This is a genomic window from Blautia sp. MSK17_66 (genome assembly GCF_020538025.1).
Taxonomy (GTDB): domain Bacteria; phylum Bacillota; class Clostridia; order Lachnospirales; family Lachnospiraceae; genus Blautia_A.
In genome coordinates this window covers 33,709-53,220 of the sequence record NZ_JAJBNQ010000028.1, presented here as the reverse complement: position 1 = coordinate 53,220, position 19,512 = coordinate 33,709, and the positions used below count along the sequence as shown (strand labels likewise).

The window sequence follows — 19,512 nt, the reverse complement described above, 5'->3', positions numbered from 1 at the left end:
GTCCGACATTCGTCCACCAGAGATAGAGATAGAGTTAGAGAAAGAGATAGAGATAGAAAAAGAGAGAGAGGGAGAAACGGGACACCCCGCCCCCGCCGCTTATGGCAGATACAACAATGTGATACTGACCGATACAGAGCTTTCCGGGCTGAAAACAGAGCTGCCCGACAAGTGGGAGTATTATATTGACCGGCTTTCCTGCCATATCGCTTCCACCGGGAAGCAGTACCACAGCCATGCAGCCACCATTTACAAGTGGGCGCAGGAGGACGCTGCCAAAGGCAAGGCTGCCCCGAAACAGGGCATACCCGATTATTCATGCAAGGAGGGTGAGAGCTTATGAGAAACGAGATTGAAGCTATGATTACGGACATTACAGCCACTACCGCCGAAGCGGAGGACTACACAGGCGAGGACGGGCTTTTATACTGCGGCAAGTGCCATACGCCCAAAGAAGCCTACTTTTCAAAAGAAACCGCCCAATGGTTAGGGCATGACCGACACCCGGCAGAGTGCGACTGCCAGCGGGCAGCCCGTGAAAAACGGGAAGCCGCTGAAAGCAGACAGAAGCACCTTGAAAAAGTGGAGGACTTGAAACGCCGGGGCTTTACCGACCCTGCTATGCGGAACTGGACATTTGAGCATGACAACGGCAGAAACCCGCAGACCGAAACCGCCCGCTTTTATGTGGAGAGCTGGGAAACCATGCAGGCTGAAAATATCGGCTACCTGTTTTGGGGCGGCGTGGGGAAAGGAAAAAGCTACCTTGCCGCCTGTATCGCCAACGCCCTTATGGAGAAAGAGGTTGCCGTCTGTATGACAAACTTTGCAACAATACTCAATGACCTTGCTGCCAGCTTTGAGGGCAGGAACGAATATATTTCCCGCCTTTGCAGCTATCCCCTGCTGATACTTGATGATTTCGGTATGGAGCGAGGGACAGAATACGGGCTGGAACAGGTTTACAGCGTGATTGACAGTCGTTACCGAAGCAGCAAGCCGCTGATCGCCACGACCAACCTCACGCTGGAGGAATTGCAGCACCCGCAGGACACGCCCCACGCCCGTATCTATGACAGGCTGACTTCCATGTGCGCCCCCGTCCGCTTCACGGGCAGCAATTTCCGAAAGGAAACCGCACAGGAAAAGCTGGAACGATTAAAGCAACTGACGAAGCAGCGAAAGGAGAGCCTATGACAGAAACCAAACAGACAAGCACCACCAAAACAGACCGCCGCCCGGACTGTGTAACGGAAATCCGCATGGGCAACTCCGTCCTTACCGTTTCCGGATTCTTCAAGCAGGGCGCAACCGACACCGCAGCCGACAAGATGATGAAAGTGCTGGAAGCGGAAGCTGCTACACAAAAAACGGCGATTTGACCGACCATAAAGAAGCAGATTTGACGCTTTTGCCGCTATACAGACAGCCGCCCCATGTGGTACAATCAAGGTACGGAATAGTGGGGCTGGCTGTCGGAAACGGAGGATTTTATGTTAAGACAGACCAACCAACAACCAATTACCGCCCTTTACCCAAGACTTTCCCATGAGGACGAGCTGCAAGGCGAGAGCAATTCCATTTCCAATCAGAAGCGTATCCTTGAAACCTATGCAAAGCAGAACGGCTTTTCCAATCTGCGCTGGTACACGGACGACGGTTATTCTGGTGCAAACTTTCAAAGACCCGGTTTTCAAGCCATGCTTGCGGACATTGAAGCCGGAAAAGTCGGGACAGTTATCGTAAAGGATATGTCGAGGTTAGGGCGAAACTACCTGCAAGTGGGAATGTACACGGAAATGGTTTTCCCACAGAAAGGCGTCCGCTTCATCGCTATCAATGACGGAGTGGACAGCGCACAGGGCGACAATGACTTTGCCCCGCTGCGGAATATCTTTAACGAATGGCTGGTGAGAGATACGAGCAAGAAAATCAAAGCAGTAAAACGCTCAAAAGGTATGAGTGGCAAGCCCATCACAAGCAAACCTGTGTATGGCTACCTCATGGACGAGGACGAAAATTTCATTATTGACGAGGAAGCTGCACCCGTAGTTAAGCAGATATACAACCTCTGCCTTGCCGGGAACGGTCCGACCAAGATAGCCCGTATGCTCACAGAGCAGCAAATCCCCACGCCGGGGACGCTGGAATACCGCAGGACGGGCAGCACCCGCCGCTACCACCCCGGCTATGAGTGCAAGTGGGCGACCAATACCGTTGTGCATATCCTTGAAAACCGGGAATACACGGGCTGCCTGGTAAACTTCAAGACGGAAAAACTCTCTTACAAAGTCAAGCACAGCGTAGAAAACCCGGAGGAAAAGCAAGCGATATTCGAGAACCACCACGAGCCTATCATAGACACCCAAACATGGGAACGGGTGCAGGAGCTTCGCAAGCAGCGCAAACGCCCCAACCGCTATGATGAAGTGGGCTTGTTCTCCGGCATACTGTTCTGTGCAGACTGCGGCAGTGTGATGTATCAGCAGCGATACCAGACGGACAAGCGCAAGCAGGACTGTTATATCTGCGGCAACTACAAGAAACGCACCCATGACTGTACGGCGCACTTTATCCGCACCGACCTCTTGACCGCTGGTGTACTCTCCAATCTGCGGAAAGTGACCAGCTATGCGGCAAAGCATGAAGCCCGGTTTATGAAGCTCCTGATTGAGCAGAACGAGGACGGGGGCAAGCGCAGGAACGCCGCCAAGAAAAAGGAGCTGGAAGCCACCGAGAAACGCATAGCCGAGTTATCCGCTATCTTCAAGCGGCTGTATGAGGACAGTGTGACCGGGCGCATATCAGACGAGCGTTTCACAGAGCTGTCGGCAGACTATGAAGCAGAACAACGGGAGCTGAAAGAAAGAGCCGCCGCTATCCAAGCGGAGCTTTCCAAAGCACAGGAAGCCACCGTGAACGCAGAAAAGTTTATGAATGTTGTCCGGCGGCATACCAGCTTTGAAGAACTTACCCCTACTCTGCTGCGGGAGTTTGTAGAGAAAATCGTTGTGCATGAGTGCAGCTATGACGAGAACAAGACCCGCAGACAGGACATTGAGATTTATTATTCTTTTGTTGGCAAGGTGGACTTGCCCGAATAACCGCCCGACCTATCCGACACAAGAGCTAAGTGCCGGATAGGAACGGCAAAATTTTTTACACTTCTATTACTTCTTTATCGCACATCAATAAAGAGCCAGGGCATCAAACACTTAATGTCTTCTATGTGAAAAGATTTTAAAGGAAAAACGCACATCCTACGCAGATAACATGACAATTTCATGCAAAGCGAAAGGAGACACCATGAAAATCGAATACACAAAAGTTAGAGACTATTATTTACCGAATCTTTACTACCCGGAGGAAACCAGACCGATTGGCTTCTGGGGAATGCTTCGGAAGGAATATCTGAAAGAACATAAATCTGGAACTTATACATATCTTCTTCTGACTACCAGACTGGACAGCTATCTGGCAGATCTGAATGAACAGGCACAGGAACGCTTTGAGCTGATCGAAGCGCAAATGAGAAGTTCAGAGGGAGTTACCGAGGAACTGAAGAGACAGAATCCTATGGAATGGGTACGCCACTGCAACAATATCCGCAATCGGGCTGCTGAAATCATCAAGCAGGAACTGATTTATGTATAAGGGGGATTCCAGATATGAGAAGAGAATTGATTGAAAGCTATTATGAAGAATACCAACGGGAACTGGAACGATTTCTTGAATCTGATCCGGAGATGTTTTCTCTGGAAGCAGAAATTCATTATTACATAGAAATACTGGAACCAGTCCTCAGAGATGCCGGACAGGAGATGTGGCAGGCATTGGACAGAATTATCTCAGCGAAGAATGCCATGGAAGGACATGTGGCAAAAGAAATGTATATCCGTGGATTTCTGGACTATGAAAGACTTGTGTGTGAAAAGGACAGTAACATTTGAATAGTCATCTTACAAGCACTGACTGTAATGGTCGGTGCTTCTTTTTTGATTTTTTGAAAAATAATCTGACATTCTTCAAGTCCCCACGTGTGATTAGTAGAAAAAATAAATTTTTCTGCGAAAGTACCGTCCAAACGCCCTCTGAAACTTGCTATTAGTGAGGGAATATTTCATTTATGCGAAAAAAACTTGCAAAAGGGGGTTGGTAAATACCATTTCCAACGCTTTATAGGTAGAGGAATAATTATTTTTCAAAAATCTCCAAAATCATGTCCGCTTTTGCTTGTCCCAGTACAGAGTATGTGAAGGGACTAATGAAAATAAAAGAAAAACTGATAAAAATGCAAAAAAATATCACGAATTTTTTGCATTCTGACAAGTCATTTGACTTTAGTAATCAGAGGACGTTTTGGAATGTTCCTTCGCTGAACCTTGACAACCGATAAGTGCACCCTGGAAGCCTAACAGGAGTTCTGCCATGACCTTTCTTTTTCTGAGAGCAAGCGGAAGCATAATGACACTCCCGATGATGGGCGGCTGACCGGAGCCTTATGGTCAGTGACCTGCTTATGCAGGCAGAGGCAGTCTGAGACGGCTGCAGGTGACAGGGAAACGCACGCCAGACCACCAGACGAATGAAACTGATGACAATGTTTACAGGGCAAAATGCCCGGAAAGGAGCAGTTTATGACAGAACTGAAAATAAAAGAAATGCAGCTGATCAACTGGTTTGGATGCCCAAATCTGATTTATACAAGGGAGAGAATCCATCTGGCTGCCATGCTTGCTACGGATGAAGAAATGAAAAAGAATCTTTACAGAGTATGCAGATTTCTTGCAAGAGAAGAAATCGCATATCGGTATCCGATCATGTATGAAATGATCCGGAAAATGTTTTCACCGGACGATACCAATCCACCGGAAGCATGTGCAATGTTTATGCCGGATAATAAAACTGATGATGAATATGCAATGGCAGCGTAGCTGCGGAAAGGACGGTAACGATTATGAATAAAGTAATTTTAATGGGAAGACTGACTAAGAACCCGGAGATTAAATATGCCGGGAAAGACAATGACATGGCAGTGGCGAGATACACACTGGCGGTAAACAGAAGATATAAACGTGACGGTGAACAGGAAGCGGATTTTATTTCTTGTGTCACATTTGGAAAGAGTGCAGAGTTTGCACAGAAATATCTTCATAAGGGAATGAGGATTGTAATTGGTGGTCGTATCAGCACCGGTAATTATAAGGATAAAGACGGGAAGACAATTTATACCACAGATGTGATTGTGGAAGAACATGAATTTGCCCAGAACAAGGATAACGGTATCGGAGCGGATTCGTCGGAAACATCAAAAACAGATAAGGACGGATTCATGGAAGCACCAGATGGTGAGATTCCATTTGACTAATTCAGAGTAAATGATTGGAGAGGTTGCCCTTTGCCGGGGCATCCTCTTTTCCATTTTACTGAAGATATCAAAAATTACAGGTATTCAACCTAACGAAATCGTGATATAATATAAAATATGTTTGAATGAGAAATATGGAGGTAGCTTATGGGCGTAAGTTATAACAGATTATGGAAAATGCTCATAGATAAAAATATGAAGCGGATAGAGATGCAGTACCTCACCGGGATAAGTGGAAACATTCTTGCCCGGATGGGAAAAAACCAGTATGTATCAATGGAGACGATTGAGAAAATCTGCAAGAAGCTAGACTGCACCGTTGATGAAATGATGGAATTTACTGATGATGAATAACAGGAGGTTGCTGCAATGACAGATACACAGCAAAGAGCAGCGGCGAAAGCGTTTGCGAAAAACTGGAAAGACCGTGGATATGAAAAAGGCGACAGCCAGATTTTCTGGGTGGAGCTTCTGACAACGGTATTTGGTGTAACGGAAATATCACAGTTTATTTCTTTTGAGGATCAGGTACATCTTGACCACACCAGTTTTATTGACGGGTATATTGAGAAAACCCATGTCATGATTGAACAGAAAAGTATCAACAAGAGCCTGACGGCTGCTATCCGGCAGTCTGACGGTTCTATGCTGACACCATTTGAACAGGCAAAAAGATATTCTTCTGAGCTGCCATATTCAAAAAGACCAAGATGGATTGTAACCAGTAATTTCCAGTCATTCTATATTTATGATATGGAAAAGCCGGGCGGTGATCCGGAGATCATTCAGTTGGAAGACCTTGAAAAAGAATACTATCGGTTACAGTTTCTTGTGGACGAGGGAAACACAAATCTTCAGAGAGAAATGGAAGTTTCCATTGCCGCAGGTGAAATTGTAGGGTTGCTGTATGATGCACTGGCAAAACAATATGTTGATCCGACAACAGAGCGTGCAATGAAAAGCCTGAATATCCTATGTGTCAGAATGGTTTTTTGCCTGTATGCAGAGGATGCCGGCATTTTTGGACAGCATGGCATGTTCCATGATTATCTGGAAGAATTTGATACAAGGCATATGAGAAAAGCTGTGATTGAGCTGTTCCAGGTGCTTGATACAAAACCAGAAGACAGAGATCCATACATAGAAGAATCTCTGGCACAGTTCCCATATGTAAATGGTGGGCTGTTTGCAAATGAGGATATTGAAATTCCACAGTTTACGGATGAAATCAGAAATCTTTTACTGGAAAAAGCCTCAGCAGATTTTGACTGGTCAGAAATCAGTCCGACTATATTTGGTGCGGTATTTGAGAGTACACTGAATCCTGAAACAAGACGCTCCGGCGGTATGCACTACACCAGCATTGAAAATATTCATAAAGTCATTGATCCGCTGTTCTTGGACGATTTGAAAAATGAGCTGAAAGAAATTCAGCAAATAACCGTTCAGAGAACAAAAGATAAAAAGTTGAGAGACTTCCAAACGAAGCTGTCAAATCTCCGGTGGCTTGATCCGGCATCTGGTAGTGGAAATTTCCTTACAGAGACATATATTAGTATCCGTCGATTGGAGAATGAAGTCATAAAAGAATTGCAAAGAGGACAGATTACTTTTGGCTTTGATGAATCTTCCCCGATTCATGTTTCCATTGATCAGTTTTATGGAATCGAAATCAATGATTTTGCTGTCACAGTTGCAAAGACAGCTTTGTGGATTGCAGAATCTCAGATGATGAAAGAGACAGAAGACATCGTTCACATGAATTTAGATTTTCTGCCATTGACAACTAATGCGTTTATTGTGGAAGGCAATTCTTTACAGATTGATTGGGAGAGTGTTGTACCCAAAAATCAGGTGTCGTATATTATGGGGAATCCACCATTTCATGGATTTACTTTTATGACAGCTGAGCAGAAACAAGATATGCAAAATATTTTTCCAGGGGTAAAGAATCTTGATTTTGTTTGTGCCTGGTATAAAAAAGCGTCAGATTATATTCGGGGAACAAAAATAGAAGTTGCTTTTGTATCAACAAATTCAATTGTTCAAGGTGAAACGGTATCCAGATTTTGGGACTTTATGCAGGATGATATTATTAACTTTGCATATAGAACGTTTGTATGGGATAGTGAAGCCAGTGTAAAAGCTCATGTACATTGTGTGATCATTGGATTTGCGAAATTCTCACGTTCGAATAAATATTTGTACGATAATGGAAGAACTACAGTGGCTGAAAATATCAATCGTTATCTGATGGATGGAGATAATATATTAGTACGTAGCCGGAATAAACCCTTGTGTGATATTCCTAAAATGATATATGGTAATAAACCAGCAGATGGAGGAAATTTGATTATTGAAGATGAGGACTTAAATGAATTTATTAAAAAAGATCCGAATGCAAAGAAATATATCCATCCTCTTTTGGGAGCATCAGAATATATCAAAGGGAATAAAAGATGGTGTTTATGGCTTGTTGGAGCAGATCCAGAAGACTTGAAAAAGTGTCCAATGATTATGGAAAGAATAAAGAAATGTAAAGAGGCGAGAGAAAATAGCGTTGCGGCTGGAATAAGAAAATTTGCAGCTACACCAACACTTTTTGCACAGAGAACGCAGCCAGTTGATAAAGATTTTATCATTGTGCCGAGAGTATCTTCACAAGCAAGACGTTATGTTCCTATGGGATTCATTAAAGCTGGAACAATTGTAACCGATAGGGTTCAGGTAATCCCTGATGCTTCACTGTATGACTTTGGAATTATAATTTCAAATATTCACATGGCTTGGATGCGAGTAACATGTATGCGATTAAAAAGTGACTATAGTTATTCAAAAGATGTTGTATACAATAATTTCCCTTGGCCAGAGCCAACAGAGCAGCAAAAGGAAAAAATAGAGAAGACTGCTCAAGCAATACTTGATGCAAGAGCATTGTATCCAAATAGCAGTCTTGCAACGCTGTATGATGAATTAACGATGCCTCCAGAACTGAGAAAGGCACATCAGCAAAATGATATGGCAGTCATGCAGGCATACGGATTTACAAAAGGCAGTGAAGCCTATAAAAGCGAAGCTGCATGTGTTGCAGAACTTATGAAAAGATATCAGAAATTGTGTGAGGAACAGAAATAGTAAGGAGCAGAAAAGTTGAAAAATAAAAACACTGAGAAAATAGAGTTTCTAAAAATAGTATATTTTGATGAAGCTGCTGCACAGGATTATGTTGATGTTACAAATGGAGGACGACTTGATTGGTCAACACAGGAAAATAAAGAAAAAATAGCTAAAATAGTTGCTGAAATTGAAGCTCAGGCAAAAAGTGGCTTTAATATTTTGAATTATATTAAAGCAACATTTCAGGGAAAAGTTGATGCCAGTGCTTCCGCTGAACTGACCAGTGCTTTTGACAAAACAATAAAAAATACGTTGCTTACAGATTATATACAGGCAGCATCGAAAGATGAACACGTAAAAAAATTCGAGAATAGTGGTGTTTATGCACCAGAAAATTCTGTGACATTATATAAAATGCTCAGTTCATATTTGACAATTGTGCCTAAAGAAGAAATGCCAATAGATATGGAAAAATTAAATGAGGCAATATTAGGTGAACGGGGTTATTATGACATGCTTTTAAAAACAGAGATAGAGCGGAAAAGCGTATTGAGATTTAACCTTCAAGCATTTAAAAACAATTATAATCTTGTCGATTTAAGCAAAATGAAGCTGACATATTTCGGAATAAAGGTTGGAACTTGTGGAGAAAATCATTTATCGATTGATAAAGAGTTTGATTTTCAACCAGCAGAAGACAAGACTACAGCAGAAGAAATTGTAGAGGGAGAAAAGTCTGCTGCTGAAGAAGAAAAAGAATTAGATGTTTATGATATAGTATTGGCAGGTGTAGTACGTGAAGAAGATTGAAATTTTTGTAGGATCTGATTCTGCCTTTGAAAAGATTGTTCCGAAAAGTGCAAGAAATCTTAGTGAAATGGCAGCGAAACTTGATGATGGTAATAAAAAAATGGATGTGTTTGTTAACATTCCAGGGCAGCCAGAACCAAAGCCTAAGAAAAAGAAGAAACCGAGAGTTCAGGATTTTGTTATTCATGCAGATGAGTACTGTAGTGTTCAGGAACATGTAATTATAAACTTTATAAATTTTATTTTCCAAATGTCCATAACAAATATGTACATTCAAAATCCACCGAAAAGTATTCGAGAACAGATATACCGAACATTTAATAAAAGTATTATTCATGAAACGCAACAGCCATATTTGGAAGTTTCAAAAGAAATGATACAAACATTTAATAGCCAATATAGTGAAAGGATAATTGGACAGGAAAGAGCAAAAAAGAAATTGCTTCAAGCAATATATCCTCTGGTAGATGGTAAACAAAGCAAGCCGGTTGTAATATTGTTATATGGAGATTCAGGACTTGGAAAGACAGAATCCGCACAATATATGGCAGAATTGATGGGTGGAAAATTATTAAGAAAACAATTTTCTATGTATCAGAATAATGAGTCGGCCAATTATATTTTTGGTGGAAGATATAACGAAAAAAGCTTTGCGCAAGATCTTTTGGCTAGAGAAACTAATGTATTGTTGTTTGATGAGTTTGATAAAGCTTTATCTATATTCCATAGTGCATTTTATCAATTATTTGATGAAGGAATTTATGAAGATCATAATTATAAAGTGGTAGTAAATAAGGCAATTATTATGTGTACTTCAAATTATAAAACAATTGATGAGATAAAAGAACATTTAGGATTGCCGATATATAACCGTTTTGATTCAATTATTAAATTTAATGATTTGTCAGGTATGGCAAAAGAAAAAATTGCAGAGAGAGAAATAGAAAGACTGAGGGAAGATTATGATATTGAAGACAGAGAGTTATTTGACAAAATAAAGAAAGGTGCAGTTACTCAGTCAAATGCAAGAGAAATAAAACATTTGATAAAGGATACTTTCTCTCTTGTGGCACTTAATAAAATATGCGGTGAAACAGAAATATAATTCTCTTAGCAAAGCTAAGAGCGCACTTCTATACAGGCAATTCCATCTGCCTGTATCGTGCGACCTGCGGTGCTGTTCCCGATTTCAAGAAATCTCAAACCGGGAAATACAGCGAAATCAGAGATTTCGTACAAGGGGAAGATCCCCTTGCGGCACAGATGCCTATCCCTGATAAAGTTTGTGACTGAATATTTCAGATATAGACATATAAGGGGAAAGAAAGTGTGAAATCAAAATTTGTGGAGAGATTTTATGATTAGAAAAGCAATACTAAAAGATGTTAATTCGATTGAAGATACTTACAATGAGCATTTCCAGTATGAACTGAATCATACAGCCTTTACTGTATTTAAGAAAGGGGTTTATCCAACGAAAGATGATGCAGAACGGGCTATTTATGCTGGTGCTTTGTTTGTATATGAAGAAAACGGAACAATTGTTGGAAGTATCATTATTGATAAAGTTCAACCAATAGAATATGCAACTATTCCTTGGAAAGAAAAATTATCTGAAGATGAGGTAATGGTAATTCACCTTTTAATGGTACGTCCGAGTATGTCTGGTAAAGGAATTGCATCATCACTAATAAAATTCGCTACAGAATTAGCACAAAAAAATAGTTGCAGGGCACTACGTTTGGATACAGGAAGTCAAAATATTCCTGCGCTATCTTTGTATCAAAAAAATGGATTTGAAATAATTGCTAGTGCTTCTAAAAAAGTTGGAGATGTAATTGCACACAAAAACCATCTTTTTCTCGAAAAGATATTGTAGTTCGTAAATTCCAGTTTGAAAAATTGAGAAAATCGGAGTTTGAGGAGCATCACCGTTATGATTAGAGAATTACGGAAAGTGGATATAAATAAAGTTGCAGAAATATGGTTAGATACAAATATAAAGACACATTATTTTATCTCTGCTCAATATTGGAAAAGTAATTTTGAGTTAGTAAAAGAACTTCTATTACAGGCAACTGTCTATGTTTACGAGGATAAACAGGAAATACAGGGTTTTATAGGGTTAAGTAACGAATACATTGAAGGTATTTTTGTTTCTGCCGAAATGCAATCTCAAGGTATAGGTAAAATTTTGCTAAACTATGTAAAGGGAAAAAGAAACAAATTAATCTTAAATGTATATCAAAAAAATACACGGGCAATATCCTTTTATCAAAGAGAAGGATTTGAGATTCAGTATAGCGGTTTGGATGAAGCTACTGGAGAAAAAGACTATGTAATGGCATGGCAGCAGAAATAGAAATTCAAGTTTTAGTGTTTGGAAAATTATGACTTAGTGTGCAAGTTGGGAGAAAATATGGTAACGGAAAAAGAGAAAAAAGCATGTCGATTTATTGCCGAATGGCTATAAGATTGTGAGACAGTCTCTGGTAGATGATCTGGAGGGCGAAAAAAAGGTATGTTGGGAGACAGAAATTTTGCAGGATGATGATAGTGGATTTACTTATGAAATCAGCAGGTGTCTGTATTTCGATACCTGTAAGGAACATGGCTATGCAGAGTTCTGCAAAGTATTTTGCAACCATGACTGGTATGCTTATGGAGTATTAAAGCATCATTCGAGATTTATCAGAAAATCGACGATTGCCGAAGATGGAACTGTATGTCATGATACAATCGAGAAAGTAACAGAGAAACATTTTTTATAAAACCGAAAAATTGATTATGGGAGGAAATTGAAAATGGCGAAAGAAGAGAGATTTGAAAAAATATATTCTCAGGGAGCATTAACTACTACTGAGATATGGGTGGATAAGGAAACTGGTGTGAATTATTTATATCATGCATGTGGGTATTCAGGTGGACTGACTCCATTGTTGGACAGAGATGGGAAACCAGTTATTTCTCAGGCTATAAATAGATGACCTTAGAAACAGCAACTGTTATGGTAAGTAACAGCATCGTCACAATATGTATATGGTCGATTGGTGTGTGCGGTAATATACTATATTCAGAAAAACAATTCAGGAGATTTTTATGAGAAGATCAGGTTGGACAAAATGGTTGATCGTGATTCCGGCAATGCTAGGCATTGTGTTGGTGACCTATGTGCGGTATACAACGGATATCTGGGGATTTGGTGCATTTATCTGCCAGCTGATTGCAATTTTGGAATTGGCTTATGGTCTGCGAATTGCGATGCTGGCACAGAATAGAAAGAAGTCCTATCGGTTAACACCGGAAGAACGACATGAGTATGCACGGTATTTATATGAGAAGCAATATCACCGTTACCCTGCTGTAGCGAATCAGATGCTTTTGGTTATGGCACGGATGAGTGTACTCCTTAACAATTATGAACGGGCTGCACAGGAGCTGGCAGATATTCGTATAGATAAATTCAATCCAGCACAGTTGAAGTTGTATTATTACCTGAAAGTGGTTACAGCAATGGCAGCAGGAGATGCGACAGGGATTCAAGAGAGCCAGATGTGTTACGCAGGGATTCCGGATACTAAATGCACATATCCGTCAAAAGCAGAGCTTGCTATGTGGATAGAGCAGAGAGCGGCAGCGCAGATGGCAGAGGCACTGAAGAAGGCAGTGCCGGATAAAAAAGAGCATCCGATACGGATCAGTATCATTACTTTGGTTCTTGCGTATAGTACCTTCTTCTATGGATTGTGGTATGGTATAAAACGTGATATGGGATATGAAGTGAGATATCGTTTCGCAGAAATATCGATTACTGTTATTACAATCAGTCTGGCGGTTCTTTTGATCTGGGGGATCGTGAGTTTATACAGACACAATTGCCAGGCATTATCCATACAATTCGGTAAAAACAAAGTGGCATTGATAATTGTCTATGGAGCTGCTGCGATATTTGCACTTTTGATTATTGGAATGAGTGGTCTGAGTGTAGTGTTCGGAATGGATGGAACAGAAACGGTGACTGGTTGTGACAGCAAATATACGTATATAACTGTGCAGGAAGATTATGGTGGTGAACGGAGATACAGAACCAATAATCCATTTGTTATGCAGAGTATGGATGGTCTGTGGTGGTCTTCGGATACAATAGATGAAGAAGATAATCAAGAAGAGGATACTACAGAATTACCGGATTTGGATACAGAGAATTCAACAGATTCAGAGGATATTCAGAGTGGAAATACCATAGAAGATTACGAGACAGAAGGGCAGCATGATGGTCTGACAATTCAAAATGCAATGCTGGCAGTTTATAATTACCTTCAGGAGCAGAATACACTTCAAAATATGGCGTTCAGTTACACGGCGAATGCAAAGGGAGAAGTCTATGCTGTCGTCAGCGAAACGCAGGAAACAAAGAACGGTAATACGGTAAATGTGAGATACTGTCTGTACGATAATGGTTCCAAGACAGATGCAGATGGTAATTCCTGCGAAGAACTGGTGTTAGAAAAAGTATATCCGGATGGCAATTACGAGACCGAATTGGTAGATTTTTATCTGGTAAATGCAGATACGATGCAGGTGACAGACGAACAGAAGAATACGTGGTAAAATAAATTCTGGGGAAGTAGGTGCATTGTATGACAATGAGAGAAAAAATAAAACTATTATCGTAAATGTTTCAAGCGGACTGGGTTCTTTTGGAAGTATGCAAAAGGACTCCAAGACATAAGAGGTGAACTGCGCTGATCCAGGTGCCACGGCAACAGATTTGAATGTCGACGGAGGAAAGCAAACAGTACAGGCGCAATCGTAAAACTTGCAATGATTGATAAAACCGGACTAACAGTAACTTTTATTAGTCGATTTGGAAATATGCCTTGGTAATCAACAATTCCGGTTTTACTGACTAAGAAAATGAGGAGGATTCATAATGAGTGAGAAAACAGAGATTACTTTTATGCAAACAAGACTAATCCGGCTTGCTTCAGAAGAGTGGCATTTACCTGTTGAACAGATTATCCACTTGTTTAAAGAAGCCGATGTTCTTGGATATATAGAAAAATGCTATGGGATTTTTCATTGTGAAGGCGATGAAGCTGTGCTTGAAGATATTACTGAATTTTTGCAAAGAAAGGGGATAGAGATTAGTGCTTGAGTTAAAAGATGGATTTGTTCTCTATCATGGAAGTTATTGTGAAGTAAAAGAGCCAGATCTTGCCAAATGTGCAAAGAGAAAAGATTTTGGACAGGGATTTTATTTAACCACATCAAAGGAACAGGAAGAAAGTTTTCTGAGAACCTCAATAGCCAAAGCCATCGCAACCGGAACAATTGAAGAGGGGCAGAAGTTTGGATATATTTCAACTTTTGAATTCAAACTTTCAGAAAATCTTGAAACGCATATTTTTGAAAATGCAGATGTGGACTGGTTACATTGTATCGCCGCTCACCGAAAGAAAAAAATGTTTATTGAGGTTGAACGTGAAATGGCAAAATATGATATCATTGCAGGAAAGATTGCGGATGATGCAACAAACGCTACTCTTACCGCTTATCTTGCGGGTGCTTTTGGGACTGCAGGTGATAAAGTAGCAGACGATTTCTGTATCAGACAGTTGCTGCCGAATAAATTGAAAGATCAATACTGCTTTAAAACTGAGGCAGCTATTGAGTGTCTGAAATTTGTGAAAGGTGAGAAGATATGGCTGAAGTAACAATTCCAAAGGAAAAAATGAATTATACAATCGACCTTCTGATCACTATGGTGACAGATGAAATCGCAGAAGAGACAGGCAAGGACAGAAACGAGGTATTGACAGATTTTTTGTGTTCAAAGACAGGAAAAGCACTGTATGATGAGAAGACAAAGCTGTGGTGCACTGGTCCGGCATATATAGCTGAACTGTATATGGAAGAATTAAAGAAATCCTGATATGGGATGTGAGTTTAAATTTATACGACAATGGTGACAAAGACTTTCATTCCAAGGAGCAACAATTAAATATTTCAAAAACGCTGAGGTCAGCATTTCCTAATCACAGGACAACGACCTCAGTTTTTTATACCCAGGAATCGGCATTCATGAATAAGCCGGTTCTTTTTGTTTACAGAAAAAAGAAGGAGTACAAGAAAATGAGCAGAGCAAAAAATCCAAAGTATGAATCCATGTCATTGGAGGAACTGAAGGCCAACATGGAAAAGAGCAGACAGGAACTGGAGGCAGCAATTCACCACAAAAACATTCTGGAGCAGCGGAAGAAGCTGGTAGAACGCAGGGAACGTTCCCACCGGCTGATTGTCAAAGGGGCAGAGTTTGAGAAAGTATTTCCGCTGTCCAGAGATCTGGAACAGGAAGACGTCCAGGACATGATGAATCAACTGCAGAACAGCAGTTACAACAAGAGTATTGTGCGGCAGGCTCATATAGCCGCCTTACACAAAGATCAACAGCAGATTGCAGAAGCAGTAAAAAAGACAGAGAAGGGAGATGACAGTTAATGGCACTGTATCATTTTTCAGTAAGGAATGTATCCAGAGGGAAAGGGCAGATGGTGGTCGCTTCCGCAGCCTATATTTCCGGGCAGAGGATTTTTGACAGTTATTACAACAAGATACACGATTATACGAGCAAGTCAGGTGTGATATTTACAGAAATCCTGACACCGGAGTATGTGCCAGAGCGTCTGACTGACAGGGAAACACTCTGGAACGAGGTGGAGCATGTGGAACGGAACAACAAGGCACAGCTTGCCTATTCGTTTGACATTGCACTGCAGAATGAATTGACACTTGAGGAAAATATCAGACTGGCAAAAGAGTTCTGCCAGGAGCAGTTTGTGGCACGTGGCATGATCGTGGATCTGGCAGTCCATGAGGGAAAAGCGGAAAATGAAGAAGAACCGGATAATCCCCATTTCCATGTGCTTGTCCCAATCCGTCCTTTTACAGAGGAAGGAATCTGGGGCAATAAGCAGAGAAGGGAATATATTCTTGATGAGGATGGAAACCGGGTGAAGGATGCCAAAGGAAAAGATATGTTCAATGCTGTTTCTACTACCGGATGGAATGATCCGGAGCTTTTAAAAGAATGGCGGCGGGCATGGACAGAGAAAGTAAATGGGAAATTCAGGGAGTGCCACATGGCATCCAGAATCGACCACCGTTCCTACAAAGAACAGGGGATTGACCTGATCCCGACCATCCATGAGGGATATGAAGTCCGGGCAATGGAGAAAAAGGGAATCAAAACGGTGATCGGAGAATTGAACCGGGCAATCCGGCAGTTTAACCAGATGTTTATTTCTCTGAAAGAATCCATTCAGTGGATGAAGACAGCTTATGAGGAAATGAAAGCAGAGCTGGATCGCAGGCAGAACCCGACACTGCTGGAAAGCCTGCAGGATTATTATGATAAAAAGACACAGGGCAGACCACCACTTCCCAATTTTTATGCGGAGATGAAACAGAGAGGTAAGAATCTCTCCAATTTACAGGAGTTTGCAAAATCCATCAGTTATCTTCAGACACATCAGATAGAAACGATGGATGACTTGCAGGAACGGATTGAGGAACTGAACGGTGTTGTTTCTGTCAGTAAAAAAGAAATTTCTGAAAAGCGGAAACAGTTAAAGGAACTTGAGAATCTGGAAAAGATGGCAGAGGTAATAAAAACAAATCAGCCATTGATTGATGAGTATAACCATTTCTATTTTCAGAAAAGACGGGAGAGATATTATCAGCAGCATAAAAAAGAAATCAATTATTACCGCAAATGTGAACGGGAACTGAAACAACATCTGGATAAAAATGGAAAAGTGCCAACTGCCAGATGGAAACGGGAGAAAGAAGAACTTCAGGCGGGGATCGAAGAGCTGAAAGCAGATAATCAGCCGTACCAGGAGGAACTAACTTTTGTGAAAAAGGTACAGAGCTGTGCGGATATTGCCAGACGTGACCGGGAAATGGCAGAAGCAGATACTTCCGGGCGTTCAGAAGAAAAAAGGGAGAAGCAGGTGAAGTTCCCGACATTTTACACAGTTCAGGCGAAAGAGATTCTTGAAGAAAACGGGAAAGCAGAGCAACAGCCGTTGAACCAGTCGGAGCAGAATCCAGAAAAGAAGACCTCTCTTCTGAGAAAACTGGATGAAAAAAAGAAAGAGTGTGCAGAGCGTGATGCAAAACAACAGGCAGTGAAGAAAAAGCGAAACTATGACATGAGTTTATAACAGTCTGTCAGCAGGACAGACGGGAAAGGATGAGCAAAATGCAGTATACAGAAGAACAAATTATAAGAGCAAATCAGACAGATCTTGTTTCTTTTCTGAGCGCACAGGGAGAACAACTAGGGAAAAGCGGAAAGGAATACCGTTGGAAAAAGCATGACAGTGTAACGGTATCCGGAAACCGGTGGTACAGGCACAGTCAGGGGAGGGGTGGCTATCCGGTGGATTTTGTGATGGAATTTTACAATGCCACATTTCCGGAAGCTGTCAAGATGCTAACCGGGGAGGAAGGCGAAGGCAGGAACAGTACCTGCCCCGCCCCGTCCCCTGACTTCCGATTACCAGAGAAAGAGGAAAATAATGATAGAATCATCAGATATCTGACAGAAAACAGAGGGATTGAAAAGAATATGGTGGAGGAATGGATCGGCAGTGGGGATATTTATGAAGAAAAGAAGCACCATAATGTGGTGTTTGTTGGCAGAGATGCAGACGGTATTCCAAGATATGCCCATTGCAGGGGAACTGGTGAAACAAAATACCGGGGAGATGTGGCTGAATCTGATAAATCTTACGGATTCTGTCACAGAGGGACGGATAATCAGTTGTTTGTGTTTGAAGCAGCCATTGATCTGCTTTCTTTTATCCAATTATTTCCCAAAGACTGGAAAAAGCGGAGCTACCTGAGTCTGGGTGGCATTTCCAGTGCGGCACTGATGGCTTTTCTTTCTGAACGCCCTCAGATTACTTCGGTTTTCCTGTGCCTGGATAATGACCATGCAGGGAATGAAGCCAGTGAGAAATTGGCAATAGAAATCCCGGACGGATACAGTGTCATCCGTCTGAAACCGTCCCGAAAGGACTGGAATGAAATCCTCTGTGATAAAAATGCAGACAGGAAGAAATCAATCATTGAAACAGTTACAATGAAAGTACCGGAGAAGGAAGAACTGGTGCCGATGTTGTGTTATGAAGACATTGAACAGACCAGTGTAGAATGGCTGTGGTTTCCCTATCTGCCATTTGGAAAACTGACGATTATTCAGGGCAATCCAGGAGAGGGAAAAACTTATTTTGCCATGATGCTGACCGCAGCCTGCACGAACCGTAAGACTTTCCCGAACATGGAAGAGATTGAACCTTTTAATGTGATCTATCAGACTGCAGAAGACGGTATGGGAGATACGATTAAGCCGAGGCTGGTGGAAGCAGGAGCAGACCTGAGTCGGGTGATGGTCATTGATGATACAGAGGAAGCATTGACGTTATCCGATGACCGTATTGAAAAAGCAATCCGTCAGAATCAGGTCAGACTTTTAATCATTGATCCGGTACAGGCTTTTATCGGTGCCGATGTGGATATGAACCGGGCAAATGAAGTCCGTCCGGTATTCCGGAAACTGGGAATGATCGCTGAAAAGACCGGTTGTGCGATTGTGCTGATCGGACATCTGAATAAATCTTCAGGGACACAGAGTACTTACCGGGGACTTGGTTCTATTGATATCATGGCGGCGGTGAGAAGCCTGCTTTTTATCGGGAAAGTAAAGAAAGACCCGACAACAAGAGTACTGATCCATGAGAAAAGTTCTCTTGCACCTCCAGGTGAGACGATGGCATTTAAACTTGGAGATGAAGAAGGATTCCGCTGGGTGGGAGCTTATGAGATTTCCGCAGATGATCTTCTGGACGGAAAGGAAGGAAAGCCGACAGAAACAAAACTGCAACGGGGAACGAAACTGATCTATGAACTGCTTGCAGACGGAAATGCAGTCACAATCCGGGAACTGGATGAAAAGGCAAAAGCACAGGGAATCTCCCAGAGAACCATGCGAGAAGCCAGAAGCCGGATGAAAGAAGAACTGGATTATCGGATGAATGAAAAGCAGGAAAATACCATTCGATTAAAAAAACAAGGGAGAATGGGTGACGGCAGAATTTTGGAGTGAACGGCAGGCTTTATAGATACCCTATCTGCCGTCTGCCGTCTGC

General features: G+C 41.7%; 22 protein-coding genes and 2 pseudogenes. All 24 read left to right on the top strand.

The annotated features are described in order from the left end of the window. Nucleotides 1–343 (top strand): annotated as a pseudogene (locus LIR34_RS14400) (phage replisome organizer N-terminal domain-containing protein); the annotation flags it as partial. Next, nucleotides 340–1,197 carry an ATP-binding protein gene (locus LIR34_RS14395; protein ID WP_006859737.1) on the top strand — a complete coding sequence of 286 codons (858 nt, stop codon included), beginning with the start codon at nt 340–342 and terminating at the stop codon, nt 1,195–1,197. The pseudogene LIR34_RS14400 and the gene LIR34_RS14395, both read left to right, overlap by 4 nt. After that, the gene (locus LIR34_RS14390) at nt 1,194–1,382 is read left to right on the top strand and encodes a transposon-encoded TnpW family protein (RefSeq protein WP_002569233.1); all 189 of its coding nucleotides are present in this window, start codon (nt 1,194–1,196) and stop codon (nt 1,380–1,382) included. Before LIR34_RS14395 ends, LIR34_RS14390 begins: the two co-directional genes overlap by 4 nt. 111 nt (nt 1,383–1,493) lie before the next feature. Beyond that, nucleotides 1,494–3,104: a recombinase family protein gene (locus tag LIR34_RS14385; RefSeq protein WP_117536987.1), complete on the top strand. Its 1,611-nt coding sequence runs from the start codon at nt 1,494–1,496 to the stop codon at nt 3,102–3,104. 36 nt (nt 3,105–3,140) lie between these two features. Then, nucleotides 3,141–3,224: pseudogene (locus LIR34_RS18125) on the top strand (Maff2 family mobile element protein); the annotation flags it as partial. 82 nt (nt 3,225–3,306) lie between these two features. Further along, a complete protein-coding gene (locus tag LIR34_RS14380; RefSeq protein WP_173722545.1) occupies nt 3,307–3,654 on the top strand; it encodes a TnpV protein in 348 nt (115 codons plus the stop codon). Between the two features lie 14 nt (nt 3,655–3,668). Next, nucleotides 3,669–3,950 (top strand): hypothetical protein, encoded by a 282-nt coding sequence (locus LIR34_RS14375; protein WP_173722546.1) that lies wholly within the window; start codon nt 3,669–3,671, stop codon nt 3,948–3,950. A 687-nt stretch (nt 3,951–4,637) separates the two neighbouring features. Then, nucleotides 4,638–4,934 carry a hypothetical protein gene (locus tag LIR34_RS14370; RefSeq protein ID WP_243862476.1) on the top strand — a complete coding sequence of 99 codons (297 nt, stop codon included), beginning with the start codon at nt 4,638–4,640 and terminating at the stop codon, nt 4,932–4,934. Between the two features lie 23 nt (nt 4,935–4,957). Further along, entirely contained in the window at nt 4,958–5,368 is a 411-nt protein-coding gene (locus tag LIR34_RS14365; RefSeq protein WP_173722548.1) for a single-stranded DNA-binding protein, read from the top strand. 147 nt (nt 5,369–5,515) lie between these two features. Further along, nucleotides 5,516–5,722 carry a helix-turn-helix domain-containing protein gene (locus tag LIR34_RS14360; RefSeq protein WP_005341250.1) on the top strand — a complete coding sequence of 69 codons (207 nt, stop codon included), beginning with the start codon at nt 5,516–5,518 and terminating at the stop codon, nt 5,720–5,722. Nucleotides 5,723–5,737: 15 nt separating this feature from the next. Further along, the gene (locus LIR34_RS14355) at nt 5,738–8,503 is read left to right on the top strand and encodes a class I SAM-dependent DNA methyltransferase (protein WP_173722549.1); all 2,766 of its coding nucleotides are present in this window, start codon (nt 5,738–5,740) and stop codon (nt 8,501–8,503) included. Nucleotides 8,504–8,518: 15 nt separating this feature from the next. Beyond that, nucleotides 8,519–9,295: a DUF6414 family protein gene (locus LIR34_RS14350; protein ID WP_173722550.1), complete on the top strand. Its 777-nt coding sequence runs from the start codon at nt 8,519–8,521 to the stop codon at nt 9,293–9,295. Next, nucleotides 9,282–10,400 (top strand): AAA family ATPase, encoded by a 1,119-nt coding sequence (locus LIR34_RS14345; RefSeq protein WP_173722551.1) that lies wholly within the window; start codon nt 9,282–9,284, stop codon nt 10,398–10,400. The genes LIR34_RS14350 and LIR34_RS14345 overlap by 14 nt, the downstream gene beginning before the upstream one ends. A gap of 252 nt (nt 10,401–10,652) precedes the next feature. Continuing rightward, a complete protein-coding gene (locus LIR34_RS14340; protein WP_003864592.1) occupies nt 10,653–11,174 on the top strand; it encodes a GNAT family N-acetyltransferase in 522 nt (173 codons plus the stop codon). Nucleotides 11,175–11,231: 57 nt separating this feature from the next. After that, nucleotides 11,232–11,657: an N-acetyltransferase gene (locus LIR34_RS14335; RefSeq protein WP_003864588.1), complete on the top strand. Its 426-nt coding sequence runs from the start codon at nt 11,232–11,234 to the stop codon at nt 11,655–11,657. 94 nt (nt 11,658–11,751) lie between these two features. After that, the gene (locus LIR34_RS14330; RefSeq protein WP_040466130.1) at nt 11,752–12,066 is read left to right on the top strand and encodes an L-2-amino-thiazoline-4-carboxylic acid hydrolase; all 315 of its coding nucleotides are present in this window, start codon (nt 11,752–11,754) and stop codon (nt 12,064–12,066) included. A 33-nt stretch (nt 12,067–12,099) separates the two neighbouring features. Further along, complete coding sequence (locus LIR34_RS14325) at nt 12,100–12,282, top strand: DUF6440 family protein (RefSeq protein ID WP_003864586.1); 183 nt, start codon at nt 12,100–12,102, stop codon at nt 12,280–12,282. Nucleotides 12,283–12,394: 112 nt separating this feature from the next. Then, nucleotides 12,395–13,906: a hypothetical protein gene (locus LIR34_RS14320; protein WP_003864585.1), complete on the top strand. Its 1,512-nt coding sequence runs from the start codon at nt 12,395–12,397 to the stop codon at nt 13,904–13,906. A gap of 322 nt (nt 13,907–14,228) precedes the next feature. Continuing rightward, nucleotides 14,229–14,453, top strand: a complete 225-nt coding sequence (locus tag LIR34_RS14315) for a DUF3791 domain-containing protein (protein WP_003864584.1) — start codon at nt 14,229–14,231, stop codon at nt 14,451–14,453. Beyond that, on the top strand, nt 14,446–15,012 hold the full coding sequence (locus tag LIR34_RS14310) for a DUF3990 domain-containing protein (protein ID WP_003864583.1): 567 nt from the start codon (nt 14,446–14,448) through the stop codon (nt 15,010–15,012). The genes LIR34_RS14315 and LIR34_RS14310 overlap by 8 nt, the downstream gene beginning before the upstream one ends. Next, a complete protein-coding gene (locus tag LIR34_RS14305) occupies nt 15,000–15,230 on the top strand; it encodes a hypothetical protein (protein ID WP_003864582.1) in 231 nt (76 codons plus the stop codon). Before LIR34_RS14310 ends, LIR34_RS14305 begins: the two co-directional genes overlap by 13 nt. Nucleotides 15,231–15,430: 200 nt before the next feature. Continuing rightward, on the top strand, nt 15,431–15,796 hold the full coding sequence (locus LIR34_RS14300; RefSeq protein WP_015543456.1) for a DUF3847 domain-containing protein: 366 nt from the start codon (nt 15,431–15,433) through the stop codon (nt 15,794–15,796). Beyond that, nucleotides 15,796–17,523, top strand: a complete 1,728-nt coding sequence (mobQ, locus tag LIR34_RS14295) for a MobQ family relaxase (protein WP_003864580.1) — start codon at nt 15,796–15,798, stop codon at nt 17,521–17,523. The genes LIR34_RS14300 and mobQ overlap by 1 nt, the downstream gene beginning before the upstream one ends. 38 nt (nt 17,524–17,561) lie before the next feature. Continuing rightward, nucleotides 17,562–19,469 carry an AAA family ATPase gene (locus LIR34_RS14290; RefSeq protein ID WP_023843669.1) on the top strand — a complete coding sequence of 636 codons (1,908 nt, stop codon included), beginning with the start codon at nt 17,562–17,564 and terminating at the stop codon, nt 19,467–19,469. Nucleotides 19,470–19,512: the final 43 nt, after the last annotated feature.

What these genes read in the sequence shown, in the direction of transcription:
- LIR34_RS14365 (WP_173722548.1), top strand. Translation starts at nt 4,958, where the DNA reads ATGAATAAAGTAATTTTAATGGGAAGACTGACTAAGAACCCGGAGATT.
- LIR34_RS14340 (WP_003864592.1), top strand. Translation starts at nt 10,653, where the DNA reads ATGATTAGAAAAGCAATACTAAAAGATGTTAATTCGATTGAAGATACT.
- LIR34_RS14395 (WP_006859737.1), top strand. Translation starts at nt 340, where the DNA reads ATGAGAAACGAGATTGAAGCTATGATTACGGACATTACAGCCACTACC.
- LIR34_RS14380 (WP_173722545.1), top strand. Translation starts at nt 3,307, where the DNA reads ATGAAAATCGAATACACAAAAGTTAGAGACTATTATTTACCGAATCTT.
- LIR34_RS14305 (WP_003864582.1), top strand. Translation starts at nt 15,000, where the DNA reads ATGGCTGAAGTAACAATTCCAAAGGAAAAAATGAATTATACAATCGAC.
- mobQ (WP_003864580.1), top strand. Translation starts at nt 15,796, where the DNA reads ATGGCACTGTATCATTTTTCAGTAAGGAATGTATCCAGAGGGAAAGGG.
- LIR34_RS14320 (WP_003864585.1), top strand. Translation starts at nt 12,395, where the DNA reads ATGAGAAGATCAGGTTGGACAAAATGGTTGATCGTGATTCCGGCAATG.
- LIR34_RS14375 (WP_173722546.1), top strand. Translation starts at nt 3,669, where the DNA reads ATGAGAAGAGAATTGATTGAAAGCTATTATGAAGAATACCAACGGGAA.
- LIR34_RS14355 (WP_173722549.1), top strand. Translation starts at nt 5,738, where the DNA reads ATGACAGATACACAGCAAAGAGCAGCGGCGAAAGCGTTTGCGAAAAAC.
- LIR34_RS14315 (WP_003864584.1), top strand. Translation starts at nt 14,229, where the DNA reads ATGAGTGAGAAAACAGAGATTACTTTTATGCAAACAAGACTAATCCGG.
- LIR34_RS14290 (WP_023843669.1), top strand. Translation starts at nt 17,562, where the DNA reads ATGCAGTATACAGAAGAACAAATTATAAGAGCAAATCAGACAGATCTT.
- LIR34_RS14360 (WP_005341250.1), top strand. Translation starts at nt 5,516, where the DNA reads ATGGGCGTAAGTTATAACAGATTATGGAAAATGCTCATAGATAAAAAT.
- LIR34_RS14370 (WP_243862476.1), top strand. Translation starts at nt 4,638, where the DNA reads ATGACAGAACTGAAAATAAAAGAAATGCAGCTGATCAACTGGTTTGGA.
- LIR34_RS14385 (WP_117536987.1), top strand. Translation starts at nt 1,494, where the DNA reads ATGTTAAGACAGACCAACCAACAACCAATTACCGCCCTTTACCCAAGA.
- LIR34_RS14325 (WP_003864586.1), top strand. Translation starts at nt 12,100, where the DNA reads ATGGCGAAAGAAGAGAGATTTGAAAAAATATATTCTCAGGGAGCATTA.
- LIR34_RS14390 (WP_002569233.1), top strand. Translation starts at nt 1,194, where the DNA reads ATGACAGAAACCAAACAGACAAGCACCACCAAAACAGACCGCCGCCCG.
- LIR34_RS14300 (WP_015543456.1), top strand. Translation starts at nt 15,431, where the DNA reads ATGAGCAGAGCAAAAAATCCAAAGTATGAATCCATGTCATTGGAGGAA.
- LIR34_RS14335 (WP_003864588.1), top strand. Translation starts at nt 11,232, where the DNA reads ATGATTAGAGAATTACGGAAAGTGGATATAAATAAAGTTGCAGAAATA.